The 19,610-nt window shown below is 46.5% G+C and carries 20 protein-coding genes; 6 read left to right on the forward strand and 14 right to left on the reverse strand.

The genetic code is table 11. The annotated features are described in order from the left end of the window. Positions 1–50: 50 nt before the first annotated feature. The 7 genes from parC to pruA all read right to left on the reverse strand — a co-directional run bounded on the left by parC (position 51) and on the right by pruA (position 8,170). On the reverse strand, positions 51–2,522 hold the full coding sequence (gene parC, locus PP175_RS15050) for a DNA topoisomerase IV subunit A (protein ID WP_272439150.1): 2,472 nt from the start codon (positions 2,520–2,522) through the stop codon (positions 51–53). 6 nt (positions 2,523–2,528) lie between these two features. Continuing rightward, a complete protein-coding gene (locus PP175_RS15055) occupies positions 2,529–4,508 on the reverse strand; it encodes a DNA gyrase/topoisomerase IV subunit B (protein ID WP_272439151.1) in 1,980 nt (659 codons plus the stop codon). A 112-nt stretch (positions 4,509–4,620) separates the two neighbouring features. Further along, a complete protein-coding gene (locus tag PP175_RS15060; protein WP_272439152.1) occupies positions 4,621–4,923 on the reverse strand; it encodes a calcium/proton exchanger in 303 nt (100 codons plus the stop codon). Beyond that, on the reverse strand, positions 4,895–5,173 hold the full coding sequence (locus tag PP175_RS15065; protein ID WP_272439153.1) for a calcium:cation antiporter: 279 nt from the start codon (positions 5,171–5,173) through the stop codon (positions 4,895–4,897). Before PP175_RS15065 ends, PP175_RS15060 begins: the two co-directional genes overlap by 29 nt. 208 nt (positions 5,174–5,381) lie before the next feature. Beyond that, positions 5,382–5,597 (reverse strand): hypothetical protein, encoded by a 216-nt coding sequence (locus PP175_RS15070; protein ID WP_272439154.1) that lies wholly within the window; start codon positions 5,595–5,597, stop codon positions 5,382–5,384. 94 nt (positions 5,598–5,691) lie between these two features. Beyond that, the gene (locus PP175_RS15075; protein WP_442870381.1) at positions 5,692–6,606 is read right to left on the reverse strand and encodes a proline dehydrogenase family protein; all 915 of its coding nucleotides are present in this window, start codon (positions 6,604–6,606) and stop codon (positions 5,692–5,694) included. A gap of 13 nt (positions 6,607–6,619) precedes the next feature. Beyond that, positions 6,620–8,170: an L-glutamate gamma-semialdehyde dehydrogenase gene (pruA, locus tag PP175_RS15080; protein WP_272439155.1), complete on the reverse strand. Its 1,551-nt coding sequence runs from the start codon at positions 8,168–8,170 to the stop codon at positions 6,620–6,622. A gap of 204 nt (positions 8,171–8,374) precedes the next feature. Between pruA and PP175_RS15085 the strand changes: the two genes are divergently transcribed. Continuing rightward, on the forward strand, positions 8,375–9,976 hold the full coding sequence (locus tag PP175_RS15085; protein WP_272439156.1) for a sigma-54 interaction domain-containing protein: 1,602 nt from the start codon (positions 8,375–8,377) through the stop codon (positions 9,974–9,976). Here PP175_RS15085 and PP175_RS15090 read toward each other — a convergent pair. Then, the gene (locus PP175_RS15090) at positions 9,973–11,115 is read right to left on the reverse strand and encodes a THUMP domain-containing class I SAM-dependent RNA methyltransferase (RefSeq protein WP_272439157.1); all 1,143 of its coding nucleotides are present in this window, start codon (positions 11,113–11,115) and stop codon (positions 9,973–9,975) included. The two genes, PP175_RS15085 and PP175_RS15090, sit on opposite strands and share 4 nt — an antisense overlap. A gap of 93 nt (positions 11,116–11,208) precedes the next feature. Here PP175_RS15090 and PP175_RS15095 point away from each other — a divergent pair, with 93 nt between their 5' ends. Beyond that, a complete protein-coding gene (locus PP175_RS15095) occupies positions 11,209–12,045 on the forward strand; it encodes an MBL fold metallo-hydrolase (RefSeq protein ID WP_272439158.1) in 837 nt (278 codons plus the stop codon). A 168-nt stretch (positions 12,046–12,213) separates the two neighbouring features. Here the strand turns inward: PP175_RS15095 and PP175_RS15100 are convergent, their stop codons facing one another. The 3 genes from PP175_RS15100 to PP175_RS15110 all read right to left on the reverse strand — a co-directional run bounded on the left by PP175_RS15100 (position 12,214) and on the right by PP175_RS15110 (position 13,799). Next, positions 12,214–12,426, reverse strand: a complete 213-nt coding sequence (locus PP175_RS15100; RefSeq protein ID WP_272439159.1) for a hypothetical protein — start codon at positions 12,424–12,426, stop codon at positions 12,214–12,216. Between the two features lie 247 nt (positions 12,427–12,673). Beyond that, positions 12,674–12,931 (reverse strand): GlsB/YeaQ/YmgE family stress response membrane protein, encoded by a 258-nt coding sequence (locus PP175_RS15105; protein WP_272439160.1) that lies wholly within the window; start codon positions 12,929–12,931, stop codon positions 12,674–12,676. 82 nt (positions 12,932–13,013) lie between these two features. Beyond that, complete coding sequence (locus PP175_RS15110) at positions 13,014–13,799, reverse strand: alpha/beta hydrolase family protein (RefSeq protein WP_272439161.1); 786 nt, start codon at positions 13,797–13,799, stop codon at positions 13,014–13,016. 139 nt (positions 13,800–13,938) lie between these two features. Between PP175_RS15110 and PP175_RS15115 the strand changes: the two genes are divergently transcribed. Further along, the gene (locus PP175_RS15115) at positions 13,939–14,919 is read left to right on the forward strand and encodes a LysM peptidoglycan-binding domain-containing protein (protein WP_442870382.1); all 981 of its coding nucleotides are present in this window, start codon (positions 13,939–13,941) and stop codon (positions 14,917–14,919) included. A 114-nt stretch (positions 14,920–15,033) separates the two neighbouring features. Further along, entirely contained in the window at positions 15,034–15,264 is a 231-nt protein-coding gene (locus PP175_RS15120) for a hypothetical protein (RefSeq protein ID WP_272439162.1), read from the forward strand. Between the two features lie 3 nt (positions 15,265–15,267). Here the strand turns inward: PP175_RS15120 and PP175_RS15125 are convergent, their stop codons facing one another. After that, a complete protein-coding gene (locus PP175_RS15125; RefSeq protein WP_272439163.1) occupies positions 15,268–16,545 on the reverse strand; it encodes a stalk domain-containing protein in 1,278 nt (425 codons plus the stop codon). Between the two features lie 165 nt (positions 16,546–16,710). Between PP175_RS15125 and PP175_RS30030 the strand changes: the two genes are divergently transcribed. Then, complete coding sequence (locus PP175_RS30030; RefSeq protein ID WP_442870472.1) at positions 16,711–16,914, forward strand: DUF4062 domain-containing protein; 204 nt, start codon at positions 16,711–16,713, stop codon at positions 16,912–16,914. A gap of 562 nt (positions 16,915–17,476) precedes the next feature. Here the strand turns inward: PP175_RS30030 and PP175_RS15130 are convergent. Next, positions 17,477–17,611, reverse strand: a complete 135-nt coding sequence (locus PP175_RS15130; RefSeq protein WP_272439164.1) for a hypothetical protein — start codon at positions 17,609–17,611, stop codon at positions 17,477–17,479. A gap of 263 nt (positions 17,612–17,874) precedes the next feature. Further along, positions 17,875–18,162 (reverse strand): helix-turn-helix transcriptional regulator, encoded by a 288-nt coding sequence (locus PP175_RS15135; protein WP_334314161.1) that lies wholly within the window; start codon positions 18,160–18,162, stop codon positions 17,875–17,877. 24 nt (positions 18,163–18,186) lie between these two features. Between PP175_RS15135 and PP175_RS15140 the strand changes: the two genes are divergently transcribed. After that, entirely contained in the window at positions 18,187–19,413 is a 1,227-nt protein-coding gene (locus PP175_RS15140; protein ID WP_272439165.1) for an ISL3 family transposase, read from the forward strand. Positions 19,414–19,610 lie beyond the last annotated feature (197 nt).

Consider the following 19,610-nt stretch of genomic DNA (forward strand, 5'->3'; position numbering starts at 1 on the left):
TAATTATATAGTATGCCCACCAGTCTTCAAAGGTACACACCCCTTTAGATTTAGGATTGGTTTTCCTCATGGATACTGGCAATTTGGTGGACAGACGATAGATGCTCGTTATCATCCAAATCAATGATTTTTCGGCCCACCGACCCCTGATCATTGACAGACTGTTTATGCATATACTCTTTCCAATCTAATGCAACCTGATTTCCTTTATCGGTAATCGCAATCAGGTTGCGATCAAATGATTCCTCAATCAGGGCGACGGCAACTTCATGGGGCTGCACTTTGCGCCGGCGGATGATTACAATTCCTTTACCCCCACGCCCCTGTACAGTAAACTGGCTTACCGGTGTTCTTTTGCAAATTCCATCCAGCGTAATAATCTGCAGCACATTGCCTTCGTCAGGCCCAAGAAGGAATGAGCCAATAATCGTGTCTTCTTCCTCAAGCTTCATCGCTTTAACCCCGGCCGTGTTGCGGCCAGTAACAGGCACTTCCTGCAATGGAAAACGTATCGCCTGCCCTGTTCGCGATACAAGCAGCATCTCTTCGGTTCCCTGCGAAAGGTGTACGCATTCGACGTGGTCATCACTTTTAAGTTTAACAGCCGTGATTCCCCGTTTTTTCTGGTTAGTGTTGTACTCTTCAACTTTTGTTTGTTTCACCATGCCGCCGCGGGTTACAAAGACGAAAGACGAATCTTTAATCGACTCAACGGAATCAATCGGCCAGACAGAGACAATTCGCTCGTCTTTGCCGAGGGATACCACATTCACCAGGCTCGTCCCAATATCCTTCCACCTGGCATCTGGAATTTCATAGATCGGAATATCAAAGAAACTGCCTTCGTTTGTCATGATAAGCAGTCTGTGTATCGTATTCGTTTTAAACAGGAAGCGGACCCGGTCGCCTTCCTTCAGTCCACATGTTTCAACACTGGCTCCGGAACTGTTAAAAGACCGCATCGACGCACGTTTAACGTATTGATCTTCAGAAATGGTGAGAATCACTTCCTCGGATGGGACCGTTACCGAAATATCAACCTCAATTTCTTCGATTTTGTCCTGCAGAATCGTGCGGCGCTCATTTCCGTACTTGTCCCTCACTTCGGCAAGCTCTTTCTCAATGACCCGGTTCATTTTCTTCTCGCTGGCCAAAATACCTCTCCATGCGTCGATTTTTTTCTCCAGGTCGCTTTGTTCTTTTTCATACTTGATAATGTCCAGGCGGGTTAACTGGTGCAGCCTGATATCGAGTATGGCTTCAGCCTGGTCATATGTAAAATCGTACTCGTTCATCAAACGGGTACGGGCATCCTCCCTGCCTTCTGAATCCATAATCGTGTCAATAACCTGGCGCAGAATGGAAATGGCCTTAATAATCCCTTCCACGATGTGCAGGCGTTTTTCCGCCCGGTCCAGGTCGTATTGTGTGCGCCGGGTAACGACCTCTCTCTTGTGCGCAATGTAGGCCTGCAATATTCCCTTCAGCCCAAGCTGCTGTGGCCTCGTGTCGGCTATCACGAGCATATTAAAACTATACGAAATCTGCAGGTCCGTCTTTTTGAAGAGGTAGTTCATAATCCCTTCTATATCCGCTTCCTTGCGAACTTCCATGACGATGCGCAGTCCTTCTCTGTCGGTTTCATCGCGCACCTCGAGAAGCCCATCCACATTTTTCTCTATGATCTCTTCTTCAATCTGGGATACAAGCGCTTTCTTTTTCACAGTATACGGAATTTCATCCACAACAATATGCTGCCTGCCCTGTTTCCCTGTTTCAATATGCGTTTTTGAGCGAATAATGATACGGCCTGCACCTTTCTCATACGCTTTGCGCAGCTCATCCCTGCCTTGTATAATCCCACCGCCCGGCAGATCAGGTCCAGGAATGTACTGCATCAGGTCATCCAGCGTGATGTCCTGGTTGTTTAATAGTGCGATCGTTCCATCAATCACTTCACGCAAGTTATGAGTCGGAATTTCGGTGGCAAACCCGATGGAAATTCCGGTAACGCCATTGACCAGCAGATTAGGGTAACGCGCCGGGAGAACAACAGGCTCTTTCGTCGTATTGTCGTAATTCGGAATAAAATCGACCGTGTCTTTCTCAATATCCGTCAGCATCTCGGTTGCGATTGGCATAAGCCTTGCTTCAGTGTACCGCATCGCTGCGGCATTGTCCCCGTCAACCGTTCCCCAGTGGCCGTGACCATCAATTAACGGCTCACGCATTTTAAACGCTTGTGCCAGATTAACCATCGTCTCGTAAATCGATGAATCACCATGCGGGTGGTAATTCCCCATAACATCCCCGACTGTTTTAGCCGATTTCCGGTATGGGCGATCAGGGGTATTCTTCTCCTTATACATCGAATACAGAACCCTGCGCTGAACCGGTTTAAGACCATCCCGAACGTCCGGGATGGCCCTAGATAGGATGATATATCGCGCATAATCGGTAAAGCGTGAACGATAAACATCACGCACACTCATCTGCAAAAACTCTTCGTGTGACAGCGACATACCTGTCTATTCCTCCTCCATTACAAATTTTACATTCGTTTCTATCCAATCACGCCGTGGGGGAACTTTATCGCCCATCAGAATTGTCACGATACGTTCGGCTTCCGCTGCTTCTTCCAGGTCAACCTGAATAAGCTTGCGCGTCTGTGGATTCATTGTGGTATCCCACAGCTGTTCCGCATTCATCTCGCCAAGTCCTTTGTAACGCTGGATTTCTGCTGACTTACCAAATTCCTTCTGTGCCGCGTCCTTTTCTTCCTCGGTCCAGGCATAGACGATATCCTGTCCTTTCTTTAATTGCCGATACACTTTGTACAGCGGAGGCTGGGCAATAAATACCTTGCCCCTTTTAATCAGTTCAGGGAAATACCTGTAGAAGAGAGTAAGCAAGAGGATTTGAATGTGGGCTCCATCATAGTCAGCATCTGTCATGATAATGATTTTATTAAACGTACAGTTGTTGGCGTTAAACTCATCGCCTATTCCTGTTCCGATAACTTCCACAATCGTATTGATTTCTTCATTGCCATTCGGCCCAATGATTTCATAGATTTTCTTCTTTTCTACGTTGATAGGCTTGCCCCTAAGGCTCAACACAGCCTGAAAATTGCGGTTGCGGCCGTTGATCGCCGACCCGCCGGCGCTGTCCCCCTCCACGATAAACAGCTCATTATTTTCCGGATCCTTTTTGCTCGGCGGCGTGTATTTATCGCTAATTGAGCGTTTGCCCTTCTTTTTCCCCTTCTTATTCGGGTTGCGCAGCGCTTCTGCCGCTTTTCGAATCTCTTCCTTAATGCGGCGGGCTTCAATCGCACGCTCAATGAGCAGCCGGGCAAAATCCGGATTTTCCTCTAAATAGTAGCTCATCCGCTCACTGATATAGCCTTCCACAGCAGAACGGGCTTCTTCACTTCCCAGTTTATCTTTCGTCTGGCTTTCAAACTGCGGATCGTCCATTCTTATGCTTAAGACGGCCATTAGTCCTTCCCGATAATCGTTGCCGCTTAGATTCTTATCGTTCTTCTTGAGCATGGTATTGCGGCGCGCATAATCGTTGAGCACTTTGGTAAAGGCATTGCGAAAACCAGAGACATGCGTGCCTTCATCAATCGTTGGAATCGTATTAACATAAGACAGAAGATTCTCAGAGGAATTATCATTGAACTGGAAGGCCAGTTCAACATCGATACCGTCTTTCTCCCCTTCAAAGTAAACAATATCATGCAGGGTGTTCTTGCCGTCATTCAAATACTGAATAAACGCCTTGATGCCTTCCTCAAAATGGAATGTTTCCTCTACCTTCGTTCCCGGGCGGTTATCTTCGAGCACGATGGTTACGCCTTTCAGCAAAAAGGCGTTGTCACGCAGCCGTTCGCGCAGCACATTGTACATAACTGTAGTATCTGCAAATACCCTGCTGTCGGGTTTAAACGTTACGCGCGTTCCGCGTTTGCGTGTTTCTCCCACGTTCTCCAGACTTGTTACCGGATAGCCAACTTGCGCGCTGTTGACATCACCATCCGGTCCCGGAATATATTCAAACCGCTGCTTGTACGTATGTCCATCGCGGTAAATTTCAACCTCAAGCCATTCGGACAGCGCATTTACTACGCTCGCCCCCACCCCATGCAGCCCGCCGGATTTCTTATAGCCCTCTCCGCCGCCGAACTTGCCGCCGGCATGGAGCACAGTAAAAACCACCGTGGGTGTGGGTATGCCTTCATCTTTATTTAGCCCTACCGGTATCCCGCGCCCATTATCTTCAACCGTGATGCTTCCATTAGCATTCAAGGTTACTTTAATGGTGTCACAGAACCCAGCCAGCACTTCATCCTTACAGTTGTCAATAATTTCCCAAATCAAATGGTGCAGTCCGCGGCTCCCTGTTGAACCTATATACATCCCAGGCCGTACCCGCACCGCGGTTAACCCTTTTAATACCCGAATATCTTCATCGGTATATGCAGGTATGGTGTTTTGACTCATTCACTTTCCCCCCTGTATCTTTCTCACTCTAAATGTTTTTTTTAGGAAAAGCAATACCGCTCCCTCTTATCCTTTTCTATTATACAGCAAAACAGGAATATTTGTTCGTATTTTATATAAAAAACAGCACGATCCCAAAAATGAAGTAGGAGGCCATCATTAAAAACCCTTCATACCAGTTGGATTGGCCGTCATAAGAGACAAGATTAACTATGAGTGTTGTAAGCAGAATAATAATCACCTCATAACCTGTAAACATCAGCGTCAGCGGATGTCCGCTAAAGAAACCGACAAATACGAGAATGGGCACAATGAACATCGCAATTTGCAGGCTAGCCCCTGGCGTTATCTCCAGGCTTGCATCCATCCTGTTGCGCAGCGCCATTTTAACCGCGCTGAACAGCTCGGATGCCATTCCGACTGCCCCCGACTGCCAGTACCGCAATGATCAGCTCCACGGCATTTCCGAAAGTGGCCGATAAAAAAGCTCCGGTTGTTTCGCCGTAATGCAGCGAAAGCTCTTCCGTTGCGCGCGAAATCAGCCGTGCCAGGAAAACAATAGCGGCCGCTGCAAGGATAAAGACAGGGATTGGGGAAAGACCCATATATTCTGCAGCAAATGTTAGTGGAATGGATAAAGAAAATATCCAGAAGAGAATTTTCATTGGTTGTTTTCCCCCTGTATCGCTTTTCCCTTCCTTACCCATGTTGTATCCTGGCCTAACCCTTCTGCGCATGCTGCATTGAGTGTGAATGTACACCTCCTTGTGGAAAAATCCCCGAATTCTTTCCCGGGAAACGTTTACAAAAACAAGGCGTATCCCCGGGCGATAATTAGCTTTAAGCCTATTCGTAAACTTTGTGCCCTTTTGGTCAAAACAGGTAATCATCCGCATCAAACCGTAACATCTGTGTGTGCGGATCGTATGTAAACGAAGGCGTGATCTCCTCCATCTCATTAAGCTTGAGCAGTTCATCTCTTCGGCAGGCGAGATGCAATGCCAGATAACAGATACCTCCGATTCCCACTATCCCCACTGAGCAGCCGCACATAAACAGAAAGACAGATTCTAACATTCCTGACGACATTTGCCTCCACTCCTTTCGCATTCTTAATGTGGCTTACGAAGCGGGGACTTAGTCGGCCTACGTCATGGAATAAAACGGGAAAAGGCATGGCGTCCTATTTGGACACCATGCCTTTTAATACGAAAGCTACATTAGCTGGTCGCTCGGCCAGGCGGCGCATAAAATACCCATACCAATCATTGCCGTATGGCACATATACACGCATCTTGTAACCTTCCTTTGCGATATCAATTTGCGATTGGGTGCGGATTCCGTACAGCATCTGGAATTCAAATTGGTCCCGCGGAATGTTGTTCACCTTTACAAACTGTTTTGTCCAGGCAATAATCTCATTGTCGTGGGAAGCAACCGCTGTATAGTTCCCCCCCGAGAGATGTTTAGCAATTAATTTTTTAAAGTTCTCATCCACATCTTTTTTATCAGGATAAGCCACTTCTGCCGGTTCCTTATAAGCACCTTTAACGAGCCGCAGCGGAATACCTTTCAAGTTATCGAGATCCTGCTCAGATCGGTAGAGGTAGGCCTGGATAACCGTGCCAACATTATCGTATTCCTTACGGAGCTCTGCGAGAATATCAAGTGTGATCTGGCAGTGTCCGTAATCCTCCATATCTATGCGCACGAAATTGCCGTATTTGCGGGCCGTATCAAGAATGCGGCGCATATTGTCCATACACAGGCTGCGGTCGATATCCAACCCAAGCTGCGTCATTTTCAGAGAAAGATGACTCGCAACTCCTGATTCATGGATGGCATCCAGTGTTCGGATACAGTAGTCCGCGCTTTCCTTCGCCTCTTCCGCGCTGAAAACAAATTCGCCCAGGTGATCAAGCGTGCATACCAGACCCTGCTGGTTGAGCTCCCTCACCTTTCGGATAGCGTCTTTAATGGTTTCACCCGCTACAAACCGGTTCGCCCCAAAACGGAGTCCCCATTTTTTAGCCGCCTGGTTCATCGCCTTATTCTGGGAGAGAAATAGGAAGAAGTTCTTCATCGCCGGTTCAATCATTGTTCACATCCCCTTACAAAACTTCAGACGAAAGTTTTTGCTGCGTGAAGAGCATCAGGTAATCCGGACCGCCTGCCTTAGAGTCGGTCCCCGACATATTAAACCCTCCAAACGGATGAACACCTACAAGAGCACCTGTGCATTTCCGGTTAAAGTAAAGGTTGCCTACGTGAAATTGTTCGCGAGCTTTCTCGATAACAGCGCGGTCTTTGGCGAAGACGGATCCTGTTAAGCCGTACTCCGTATTATTCGCAATTTCAAGCGCGTGGCCAAAGTCACTCGCTTTCGTTATCCCCACGACCGGCCCAAAAATTTCTTCCTGCATAATGCGTGCATCTGGAGCCACATCAACAAATACAGTTGGCTGGATAAAATATCCGTTGCCAGGGGCCTTTTCACCGCCTGCAGCCAATTTTCCTTCCTGTTTGCCGATTTCGATGTACTCGAGAATTTTGTTGTACGCATTCTCATCGATTACAGGACCCGTGTAATTGCCCGGGTCGGTGACGTTGCCGACTGTTAACTTACTGGTCAGTTTAACTACGCGGTTTACGACTTCATCATAGACGTCCTGATGAATAATGGCACGAGAGCAAGCCGAACATTTCTGGCCGGAGAAGCCGAAGGCCGAGTTCACAATGTTTAAAGCCGCTAGTTCCAGGTCTGCGTCTTTATGCACGATGATGGAGTCTTTCCCGCCCATTTCGGCTACAAGCCGCTTCATCCAGATTTGGCCTTTATTTGTGCGGGATGAACGTTCAAAAATGCGTAGGCCAATATCCCGCGAACCCGTAAAGGAAATAAACCGCGTTTTGGGGTGGTCAACAAGGTAATCGCCGACTTCAGCCCCGCTTCCAGGAAGGAAGTTTACCACGCCTGCTGGCAGGCCAGCGTCCTCTAGAAGCTCGACAAATTTAGCGGCGATAACCGGCGTGGTGCTGGCCGGTTTCAGAACCACGGTATTGCCTGAAACGATGGCGGCTGTCGTCATACCAGCCATGATCGCCAGAGGAAAATTCCACGGCGGTATCACAATGCCCACCCCAAGCGGAATGTAGTCCAGGCGATTGTCTTCTCCCGTTAAAGAAATCAAGGTTTTCTTTCCACGCTCCGCAAGCTCAAGCGCCTGTCTGCCGTAATATTCCATGAAATCAATCGCTTCCGCTGTATCTGCATCGGCTTCTGCCCGCGTTTTGCCCGCTTCATACGACAGCCATGCGCTGAATTCGAATTTGCGGCGGCGCAAGAGAGCGGCTGCCTTAAATAAAAGCCTTGCCCTTACTTCCGGCGTCTCTTTCTTCCATGTTTCAAAAGCCGCCAGAGCCGCCTGCATGGCTTCTTCTGCAAGTGCTTGACTCGCTTTGCCGGTTGTTCCTACAATCTGGCTCTTTTCGGATGGGTTGATGGACGTAATTTTTTGTTCCGTTTCAATTTTTTCCCCCCCGATAATAAGCGGATAATGCCGTCCCAGCTCTTTGTTCACCTTATGCCACGCATCCTGCATAGCCTGCGCATTCTCTGCAACTGAAAAATCAACAAACGGTTCATTTTTAAATGGAATCATTTCCTTGTTCCTCCTTGGCATTCTGTTTGCCCCATTACAGTTGCAAGTTATGTGCCAACTTTCAAAAAAATTGAACATCTTGTTGTATTGCAAGAAAATGGATTTGCCCGTATAATTAAAGCGATTTCAATTATACAAAAGTGTATTAAATAATTAGACAGTATACACTTCTGTTCAAAACCGTTATACAAGTTGGTGACCGATTTGATTCCCTATCCTTTTTATAATCCGGCGTTAAAAAAACTGGCCATCCCGCTTGATTCGAAAAAAATGAGCGATCAAACCATACGCGCGGATGCTTCCGTTCACCTGGTGGACCTGTTTGCTGCAGGAGACTTGCTTTTCGACCAGGTTCTCGTAACAGAGGGCGGGCAGGTCACAGGTTATGTTACCCGCGAAGTAGTTATGCGTGCGCTATTTCAGTCACTGCGCGAATCTCATGCCTTTTATGAATGCCTGCTTGATACCGTTGACGATTCGATCACCATTGTAAATGAATCCGGGGAAGTAATCGGCTGGAACAGGCAGGCTGTCAAAATGTATGATATTGCACCCGGTGATATTATAGGTGGGCACATTACACGGCATTTTAAACAGGAAGCCGTTATGCTGCTGCGAAGCATTGAAGATTGCTCATCCGTGTCCGGATACTACAATCAGCCCCGGGAAAGCAGCCATGTGCTGGTGAATACCTCTCCTGTCGTGCTGGATGGGAGAATCATCGGCAGTATGTCAGCAGAAAAAGATATCAGCGATGTGGTCAGGCTCAACGAGAAATTGACGACAACCCATGCCTATTTGCAGGATCTCGAAAAGGAATTTTATTCAGACCAGCTGACGCAGCCATTCCATAAGATTAAGGGGCACAGCCCAGCAATAATGAAGGCGGTACATTTGTCACAAAAGGTGGCAGCGACAGAGGCCACTGTCCTTATTCAAGGGGAGAGCGGTGTTGGAAAAGAACTGTTTGCAGAAGCTATTCACAAAGCGAGCCATCGAGGAGATCAGCCGTTTGTCGCATTAAATTGTGGCGCTATTCCCGCTCCGCTTTTTGAAAGTGAACTGTTCGGATACAAAAAAGGCGCCTTTACAGGTGCCATTAATGAAGGAAAAAAAGGCAAAATTGATATGGCAGAAGGGGGAACGCTGTTTCTGGATGAGATCGGCGAGCTGCCGCTGGACCAGCAAGTAAAGCTGCTGCGCGTCCTGCAGGAACGGCAATTCTACCGCGTGGGCGGCAACGATGCGATACCGGCAAATGTCCGCTTTATCGCGGCGACCAACCGGGATCTGGAGGAAATGGTCAATGCGGGGACTTTTCGCCAGGATTTATTCTACAGGCTGAACGTCGTCTCGATTGCGATTCCTCCCCTTCGCGAGCGCACCGAGGATATCGCAGAACTTGTTCATATGTTCATGAAGGATTTTTCCATAAAGTATGGAAAACCGGTACCCGAAATTTCACCGGATGTTGTGGCGCTGTTTAACCGCCACCCGTGGCCAGGAAATATCAGGCAGCTTCGGAATATGGTTGAAAGGCTCGTGATTCTAAATGACCAGGAATTAATCGAGCCTCATCACCTGCCTGACGGCTTTATGCCCGCTGAGCCAGCTAGCAAACGTACAGCCCATTTCGAACAAAAATGGACAGAGGCGCCCCCCGTTCATGCTTCAAGCAGCGAATGCGACCGATTAGTCCACGCCCTGCGTACTACGTACGGCAACAAGTCAGCAGCAGCCCAGTTGCTGGGCATATCCAGGGCTACACTTTACAATAGAATGAAAAAATATCAGTTAGAACCTTAGCTCCTATCTTTTGGCGGGCGGGGACCGTAATACTGGTAGAAATAGCTTTTAATGTTTCCGTTGTATAGTTTGCGGTTCTTGTCCGCTTTCTTCCCGAAAAACTGCTCGAATTGTTCATAAGAGGTCAAAATATAATAGGACCATTTATCCAGGTTGGTAAAGACCTCTCCCATGGTTTGGTATAGCTTCTCTACTTCCTTTCTCTCCAGCAGCCGCTCACCGTACGGGGGATTGCAAACGAGCGTGCCATAACTTTTGTCTGATTTCAGAGCGGCTACCGGAAGCCTTTTAAATGAAACAGCATCCTCGACCATCGCTTCCTCTGCATTCTCCCGGGCGATGGCAATCATATCGCCGTCAATGTCCGTCCCGATTATATCAAGCGGCCGGCCGTAATCCGCTAAATCATGGGTTTCGCGCCTGGCTTCCTGCCACAGCTTCTTAGGAATGGTCGGCCAAACCTCCGCAACGAACTCCCGATTCATACCCGGCGCAATATTTCGTCCAATTAAGACGGCTTCAATAGGAATCGTTCCTGAACCGCAGAAAGGGTCGTGCAGCGGGATGTCGGGCCGCCACCGCGCCAGCTGGATCATGGCAGCTGCCATTGTTTCTTTTAACGGTGCACCGCTAATCAAGCGGCGGTACCCCCTTTTATGCAAACCTGGTCCGGTTGTATCAATTGTCAGGGTGGCGACGTCTTTTAACAGCGCCACCTCGATCTTAAAGAGCGGGCCATTTTCGTCGAACCACGATTTTTTGTACGTTTGCTTAAGGCTTTCCACCACAGCTTTTTTTACAATAGCCTGGCAGTCAGACACGCTGAATAAGGTCGATTTAACGGATTTTCCTTCCACAGGAAATTCCGCATTTTCCGGAATCCAATCCGCCCATGGCAAAGCCTTTGTTTTCTCAAATAATTCATCGAACGTAACCGCTTTGAACTCGCCGATCTTCAACCGGACGCGGTCAGCGGAACGAAGCCATAAGTTGGCCCGGCAAATGGCCAGCTTATCCCCCTTAAACATCACTTTACCGTTTTCAACCGTTGTATTTGGATATCCCAGTTGCTTAACTTCCTGCGCCACAACGGATTCAAGCCCGAACGTTGATGTCGCAATCAACTCAATTTCCTGCATATTTGCTCTCCTTGCATGTGTTATAGTTAATGTTAGAAAACCTGGCTGGCACAGCCATTCTTGTACTTATGTAAATGGGAGGAGTTGAAATCGATGGAACAAAAAATTAAACCGTTAGGCCACGACATTTACCAAGTGGAGCTGGTCAGTGCCGTCTCTGCTGACCGTTCTACGGGCTACATTATCGACGCTGACACCAAAGTCATCATTGAAACGGGGGCCAGCCGTTCCGTCTCCCGCATTCTCTCTGCATTGAACAAGCTTGGAATTGCCTGCCACGAAATTACATATGTCATTGTAACACATATCCACCTGGACCATTCAGGCGGGGCAGGCTATTTGCTTGAAAAATTGCCAAACGCTAAAATTATTGTACACCCTAATGGTGCCAGGCATTTGATTGATCCGTCAACATTAATCAGCAGCGCCCGCCAGGTATATGGAGAGGCTTTTGAAACCCTTTTTGCCCCCGTTACCCCCATTCCGGAAAATCGCGTGATCATCGGGTATGATGGTATGGAACTGTCTATTGGCGAGGACCGAATCCTCACCTTCTACAACAGCCCGGGCCATGCCTACCATCATTTTGCTGTGCACGATGCACAAAGCAACGGAATATTCACAGGGGATGCTTGCGGGATCACTTTTCCGCTTATAGAAGAACAATTGGGTGTGACATATAGTGTGCCCACTTCCTCACCAACACAGTTTGATCCGCAAGCGATGTCCGATACGCTGGCTCTTTTCGCTTCTCTCCACCCTGAGCAGCTGTATGTCACCCACTATGGCCAGCACCCCAATGCCATGGGAATCATTGAAGCCAATCAACAACTGGTGGACGAATACTGCAGGCTGGCGGAACAAGCCTACAGGAAGAATCCAACATGGGAACATCTGACAGAGAAATTGGGGTTATCACGAGCAGCTTAGGGCAAAGCAACTTAAACACGTGATATTTGAACATTGTGAAATGCTTTTTTTCCTTTCCACTAAAAAAGGAGAGGTTTCAACTAAACCTCTCCTTCTAATACCGGCAGGACTCCCACCGGTCAACCTCACGCCTGTATTTAGCAAGATAGGCATGCCGCGTTAATGCCCTTAATTCACTCGATACGCATCAAATGCGCGCCGTTTTAGAATTTCTCTGTTCATTTTATTTAACAGTTCCTGCGAAAATAGAGGACGTGATGGTTCATGTTCCTTGAGCAATTCCCATTCCTCTTCAAGCAGAAGAGTGTCATGAGCAACCTGCAGATCTTCATCAAGTTTATGCAAGCGTTCCCACTTTTTGAGGCGTTCTCCTTCGGCCATCTTATTCGCCCTCCCGTTGGTAGTATGTACATTTATGATTTCCCGAAATCTTGATTTTTCAATCTGTCCATAACTATCTATATGCCATAATTTATATCATTGCCACTATGCTTGTGCTATTTTTATTGTATCCGATCTTTCCCTGAAATACATCTTGCTTCCTTCCTACATAAAAAAACCGTATGGCCTTGTTATGTCGACCAAACGGCTTTTTTCGTAGAACTTTTTTCTCGGTAATGAAGGACACTTAATGGCGCCCTCGTCCCATACTTCTTAGAATAAAGCTTGCAATGAATACCAGAACGACAGCACCGATAATGGCCGGAATAATGGCAAATCCACCAATTACAGGTCCCCAGGTGCCAAGTAACGCAGTTCCTATCCATGCGCCGATAAAACCGGCAATTATATTACCAATTATTCCACCTGGAATGTCTCTTCCCATTATCGCACCGGCAATCCAACCGATAATTCCGCCAACAATTAAAGACCATAAAAAACTCATTTAGATATGCCTCCTCTTCTGCTGTGGTATGCTTAGTATTTACCTCATACAGAGAAAAATTACACATTAAAAATGAAATCCGCTAAAATGCCTGTCCAATCCAGCGGGCGGCCAGAGAAAGACAGCTGTAATGCGCAGCATGAGGAAAATGGTGGTCATAGCGCGGGTATAGCCAGTATTCAAACGGCTTTCCCAGGCTTTCCAGCCGTTGTGCCAGTTTTTCTGCTTGGATTACCCCCACTTGATGGTCCAGTTTACCGTGAATGATGAGAACGGGGCCATGAAAAGATCCGGCATAGTGCAGAGGCGAACGGTACAAATAATCGCCGGCATTTTTTGCCGGATGGCCTACTACACGTTTGAGCATGCGCCGCAAGTCATCCCGTTCGAGATACGTCTGATGCAAATCGGCAACACCCCCCCAGGAAACTGCCGCCTTAATTTCTGTCCGTTCAGCAAGTGCAAGCAGCGCCCCAATTCCTCCGCGAGAAAAACCAATGGTAGCCATTCTCTTCTCATCTGTAAATGGAAGAGAGGACATGAGATCAATCGCCGCATATACGTCCTGCCTGTCTTCGCCGCCAAAATCATCCCGTCCCTCGCCCCCCTCATTCCCTCTATAGGAAGGCGCAAAGACAGCAAACCCCTGCAAAGCCAAATGTTCGATCCAAGAAATTTGAACCATCCCGACCCTGTGAATGCCCCCTCGGCAGTAGATGATGGAGGGAAGGCGTTTTTGGATTGCGGCAGGGAAGGCCAGATAGCCCATCACCGGCATTTCCTGCGATACATACGTAACATGGAATAAATGAACATTCGGCCGCGAAGAAGGGAGCGGCCGGCTCGATAGAACAGTGCCATTTTTCATGAGCTGCCTCCTGTTGTGGTGTAGCCATTAGGCGTCTGCTGAATAGTATACTATGTAAAAAAATTAGGAGGGATGACTTCTGGAAATCTACACGGTTAAAAAAGGAGATACGCTGTGGAAAATCGGCCAGCGGTTTGGGGTGCCGCCAGCCTTAATCGCCAACTTGAACGGCTGGAGCACACCGGAGCGCCTCGTTGTTGGGCAGACTTTTGTCATTCCAACGGGGGTAAGGCGCCATATTGTAAGGCCAGGGGATACGCTGGCCGGCATCGCCCAGCAGTATAGACTTAGCATAGATGAAATTTTACAGATCAATCCTATGCTGCGGCCCCCGTACATGCTCAGAGTGGGACAGGAAATCCTCATACCCGAACAAAAAAGCAAATACGGGCCCATCGAGACCAACGCGTATCTTGAGCCCCAAAACCCCGGGCGTGATACTCCCATTATTGAAAGCACCGCGCCCTATCTTACGTATATCTCTATGTTTAGCTACCGGGTCAACACGAGCGGCGGGCTGGAACCGCTAAATGATACAGCTGCTGTGAATATCACGAGATCCAACCGCGTTGCCCCCATGATGTGTATCACCAACTTTGCCGAGGGCAATTTCAGTTCATCGCTGGCAAGCACAATTTTTCATAATAGAGATGTGGAAAATCGGCTGTTCAACAACATCGCAACCGTTGCCAGAGAAAAAGGTTACCGCGCGATCAACATAGATTTCGAGCGCATAGACCCAAGTGAACGGGAGTTGTACAACCAGTTTTTAACCCGCATCACAGCTTTTATGCACAACCAGAACATCCTTGTATCAACCGCTGTTGCCCCGAAGAACTATGACATCAAGACAGGTGCATGGCATGGCGCCCATGATTACGCCGCCCACGGAAGAATCGTCGACTTTGTCGTGGTGATGACCTATGAGTGGGGCTGGAGTGGAGGACCACTCCTTTCCACAGGCATACTTTTATCACAAGCCTGCCCCTGCATGACCCGTTCGGTGAGCCCTGTATGCATAAGGAATTCTGCGTATCTTTTTAAAGCATCAGTTGAAAGCATGCTTCCTTCTTTTTTATTCCCCATTTTATCCCCTCCTCTTATTCCAGCCTATGAATAAGACGAAGGTGGACCGCCCTATTTTTTCCTCCTTGCATCCGAAGAAAGAGATGGCATCAAAAAGGCAGAAGTGATTAAATAAAAGGATATACAAAAACAACAGGAGTGAAACCGGATGGAAATGATTCGATGCAAACGCGACGTTTATGCCAAAATTATGCATGACTACATAGAAAAAAGCCCGGGCATTCTCTTATTTAAGAGCGGGCATTTCTACACGGCTTATAAAGATTCCGAAAGCGATTGGGTTACCCTCGATGAAGAAGGGGCCGAGCACGTAATTGCGAGCGGTGTTTATCAGCTTACCGATGATCCATGGTTCGTCTACCACTTTGACCAGCTGTGAAAGCTAAGATTTCTGAGCAGGCAGATTCGCTACAACTTCTCCGGCTGCAGCATTCCATGTTACATCTATCCCCATAGCGTTACAAATGTAGCGGTAAGGCAGCATCAGCCGGTTGTTCGTTTCGCGCTGGTTGCGCAGAACCGGAACAGGAATGGGAATAGTTATACCGTTAACCAGCATGCTCTTGGCCCCCGCGACCGCCTGAATCATCCTTCCATTGAATTGAATGGTTACGGTCTGCGATTTATCGTCCCACATGATATCCTGGTCTCGCACCCCAAAAGCGGAGGCAATAAATCGGATCGGAATGTAAACCCGGTCATTCTTAAGAAGCGGCGCCGTATCCATCATCTGCTTCAAGCCGTTTACCTGGTACGAGTTGCTTCCCAGTTTAAACATAACGGTCTTCCCTGTACCTACAGGTGCCGTCGATGTACCCGCAGCAGCAGGTGCCGCCGGTGCACTCGTTGCGATCTGGCTTTCCTGGAAAGCTGACGGCGCGGCCGGTGCGTTCGTTGTCCACGTATGCTTGGCCTGTTTCATTTGTGCATCTGACAGCAGATAATATTTATAGCTCACCCGGCCCGGTACGTCAGGAACCGGATCATCCCACGTCGTATCCATGTGATACCAATTCCCATTGATTTTTACAAGATTCCAGCCATGCGGCTCACCGTCGGCATCCCCTGTCATAATCAAATTCTCAATCCCAGCTTCACTGAGCATTTTATAGGCGAGCATGGCATATCCCTGGCAAACCGCTGTACCCTCGGCCAACGCGTTGTACGGTGAATATTTTGTATAGGTCTGATCGTACGCAACATGTTTAACAATGTAGTCATGAATCGCTTTTACCTTTTGTTCCTCAGTCATCTGCGGGTTAATGAGACTCGCCACGATCTCGCGGACTTTGCTGGCCACATAATTTTCTTGATCTTTAGTGTCCCAATATTTTGCAGAAAAGGTCAAGTAGGCCTGACCGCTGTAACCGACTGCCTTTACCTGCCAGCTCTGCATCGAGTAAGCTAAATACGGATCGGAAGTTTCTATATCTTTCGTTATATCATTTATTTTATTGATAACGTAAGCAGGATTTCCGGCATACATAAGGGTAAAGTCTGCGTCTCTTTGTGTGAAGTGAGCCAGCAGACTGTTTTCTAGTTCCTGAAGGCTGGAAGCTGTGCCTGGAGTGGCGGCCTGTGCAACAGTCGCGATGGATCCAGTGAACACGGTGGACACAGCCAGCATACCGGCTGCATATCTCTTGAGTTTATCTATCATTCAATCTATTTCCCCTTCTTAGTGGTATCTCTGTTGAGGCTAACGACAAACGCGGAAATAGCAAGAACTGTAAATCTTATGTTAACTCATCCTCTTTTTTATTTTTACTCTATTCCCACAGAAATGTAAAGCATTCTAGGTGTCTTATTTTCTTTTGATGTTATAATAAAGTTTGGCGGTGGGGTTCATGGTCAATCAAGTATTGAATATTGCTTAGAGCAAGTTAGGGCTTGTGATATTTATTTTCTTATAATAGAATCCAGTTCCGGCTCTATGGTTTCTGGTGTGAATCGAACAATAACACACCTTTGGTTCGAATCACATAGTAACGGCGGCAAGAAGAATACTAATAGATATTTTGTAACATAGACCATATAACTGCTCTTTAGAAATTTAACCCCAGGACGTCTTCATTCAATTTGGATAACCCCTTTAATAGGAATTTAGATTTGAGTGGCTGTCATTCCTAAAACGACTTTTATAAAACTACGGTTTTTGTAATTTTAAAATTTCCCTTTAATTATATCATTATAACGTTCCATGCTTTCACTCTTAATACTCATAAGCAGACTCGATTGATCCCTTTGTATTTGGGTTAACCGCTTAGATCGTAGCGATATGTTAAAATGGTGAAGACTATTATAAGCAACTAATAGTCTATCAAAGTGAGGAGGAAATGGTATCTGGATATTAATGATATTGCCATAATTGAAAAATATAGAAATTATGCAGAACAAATAGGCTACAAAACAATTCATACTGGTATTTTAGATATCATGATGACAGTAAAGGTCATATCATACCACCTCTGAAATTAAAGAGCTTAGGTGCAAGCAAAGCCACGCTATACCGTTTTAACATCTTTTTTTATATTGGAAGAGTGCTATGGCTTGACCATCGAACAAGGCCGAGTATTTACCCGGCAATAGATTCACCTTTTAGGTTGCTTTTTTTCTTTCTGTTCTTCTGCAATACGTTCCGGAATTCCAGCGTTAACGATGAATTGGAAGTACTCCTTTAACTTCTCAACGCTGGGCATTTTTGTCACAACCGATTCCTGTTGCATGGCGCCCCCTCCCTTGCATGTTACTATATGTCGTTCGGACGGTCGGACTACCCTAAAAACTTTTGAGCCCATTAAAAATGATGAGGTGTTCAGAAAGGTAAAAGTTAACCGGAGTTTTGGAAATCATTGCCCGGCCAAATGAGGTAGGGTCCCAATGTATTATATGAGAGCAACTTGCCATTGGACCCCCCTCTATTGTCTGAATGCATATAAAAAAGGCTGCCACCCTCATTTAAGGGACGCAGCCTTTTTATAAATAACTTTTACATCTTCTCCTCAATTTTAAATACCTGATTGATTTGCAATTCGAGATAGGGTCCCGTATTTTCTAAATAAATCTGTTTAAGTGACTCAGTAATTAGAAATGCCATTTTGAAAGGTGGATCCACTTTTCCATTTTCAATCTTACTTATATAAGACTTAGTTTTGTGTAGGGATTGAGCTAACTCCTCTTGTGATATTTTTAGTTTTTTTCTAATGTCACGCAGATTATTTAATAAGCTTCCTCGCTGTCTAGCGTGAAACATATATGTTAATGATAGAGCTATCATACTTTTTACAAGGGGAATAGCTCAATGAAAACTAATGAACAAGACTTAGAAATGTATCAAGCAGCTTTACAACTTGAATATCCTTGGTATGTCATCCGCAAGGAATTTGATTTGAACAATGGTCGTTTGGATATTTATTTAGATTTTGATCGTAAGGGCAACTTTCCCTGTGCCACTTGTGGTACAAAGAACCAGCCCTTCTATGACATCGTGGTAAAGGAACGTGTCTGGCGACACTTGGATTTCTGGCAGTATACCTCTTTTCTGCATGCTCCTCTTCCGCGTGTACGTTGCGAGCAATGCGATAAAGTGAAAGCTGCTTCTGTTTCTTGGTCTCGCCCAGGCAGCGGCTTTACGGAACTCTTCGAGTTTCGGGTATTAGAACTTGTAAAAGAAATGCCGGTGAATGCGGCTGCTCGTATTATGCGCGAACATGACACCCGTTTATGGCGTACTCTTCGCTTCTATGTCGATAAGGAACTCGAAAAGCAAGATTTGTCAAAGGTAACGAAAGTGGCCATTGATGAAACATCCTCTAAAAGAGGACATCAATATGTGAGTTTAGTTGTTGACATACAACAGCGAAAAGTCATCTTTGCTACAGAAGGAAAAGACGCTTCTACACTGAAGCGATTTAAAGCTGAATTAGAGACGAAAAATGGAGCAGCAGAACAAATAGAAGAATTCTGCAGTGATCTATCTCCCGCTTTTATTCAAGGAGTGAAAACCCACTTTCCTAATGCAAATCATACCTTTGATAAGTTTCATATTTTGAAGCTGATTAATGAAGCGGTCGATGAGGTGCGTCGACAGGAACAAAGAGAAATACCGGAACTAAAAAGAAGCCGGTATGTTTGGCTTAAAAATGAAAAGAATCTCAATGTAAAACAGAAAGAGCAGCTCATTCGCTTAAAAGAAATGAATCTGAAAACGACGAAAGCGTATCATCTAAAGCTGGCTTTTCAAGATTTCTGGACAAGGCCCGCCTTACTAGCCGATCTTTATTTGCAAGAATGGTACAACTGGGCTGTTCGCTCCCGGCTTGAACCGATGGTTCAAGTAGCGAAAACCATTAAGCATCACAAACAAGGCATTTTACAATGGTTTCAGTCGAAAATAACCAATGGTCTCTTGGAAGGCATCAATAGCCTTGTTCAAGCAGCAAAACGTAAAGCACGAGGCTATCGAACGATACAAAATCTTATGACGATGATTTACCTAATCGCTGGAAAGTTAGAAATAGCCAAGTAAAGAAAAAAGGACAATTACCGGTATGAAAACAAGCATCATTCGCTCGTCCAACCAATAACAGTCCCTGTCCTACTCCAAGTATGAACAGGATAAGAAAAACATATACCGGGTGGATTCAAGCGGATTTCGTGAGTTTAACCAATAACAGTTCCCTGTCCTATTAATCTTTTAAATTATCTCTAAATCATGGTAATTAG

Origin of the sequence: Aneurinibacillus sp. Ricciae_BoGa-3 (assembly GCF_028421645.1) — a bacterium.
GTDB lineage: Bacteria > Bacillota > Bacilli > Aneurinibacillales > Aneurinibacillaceae > Aneurinibacillus_B.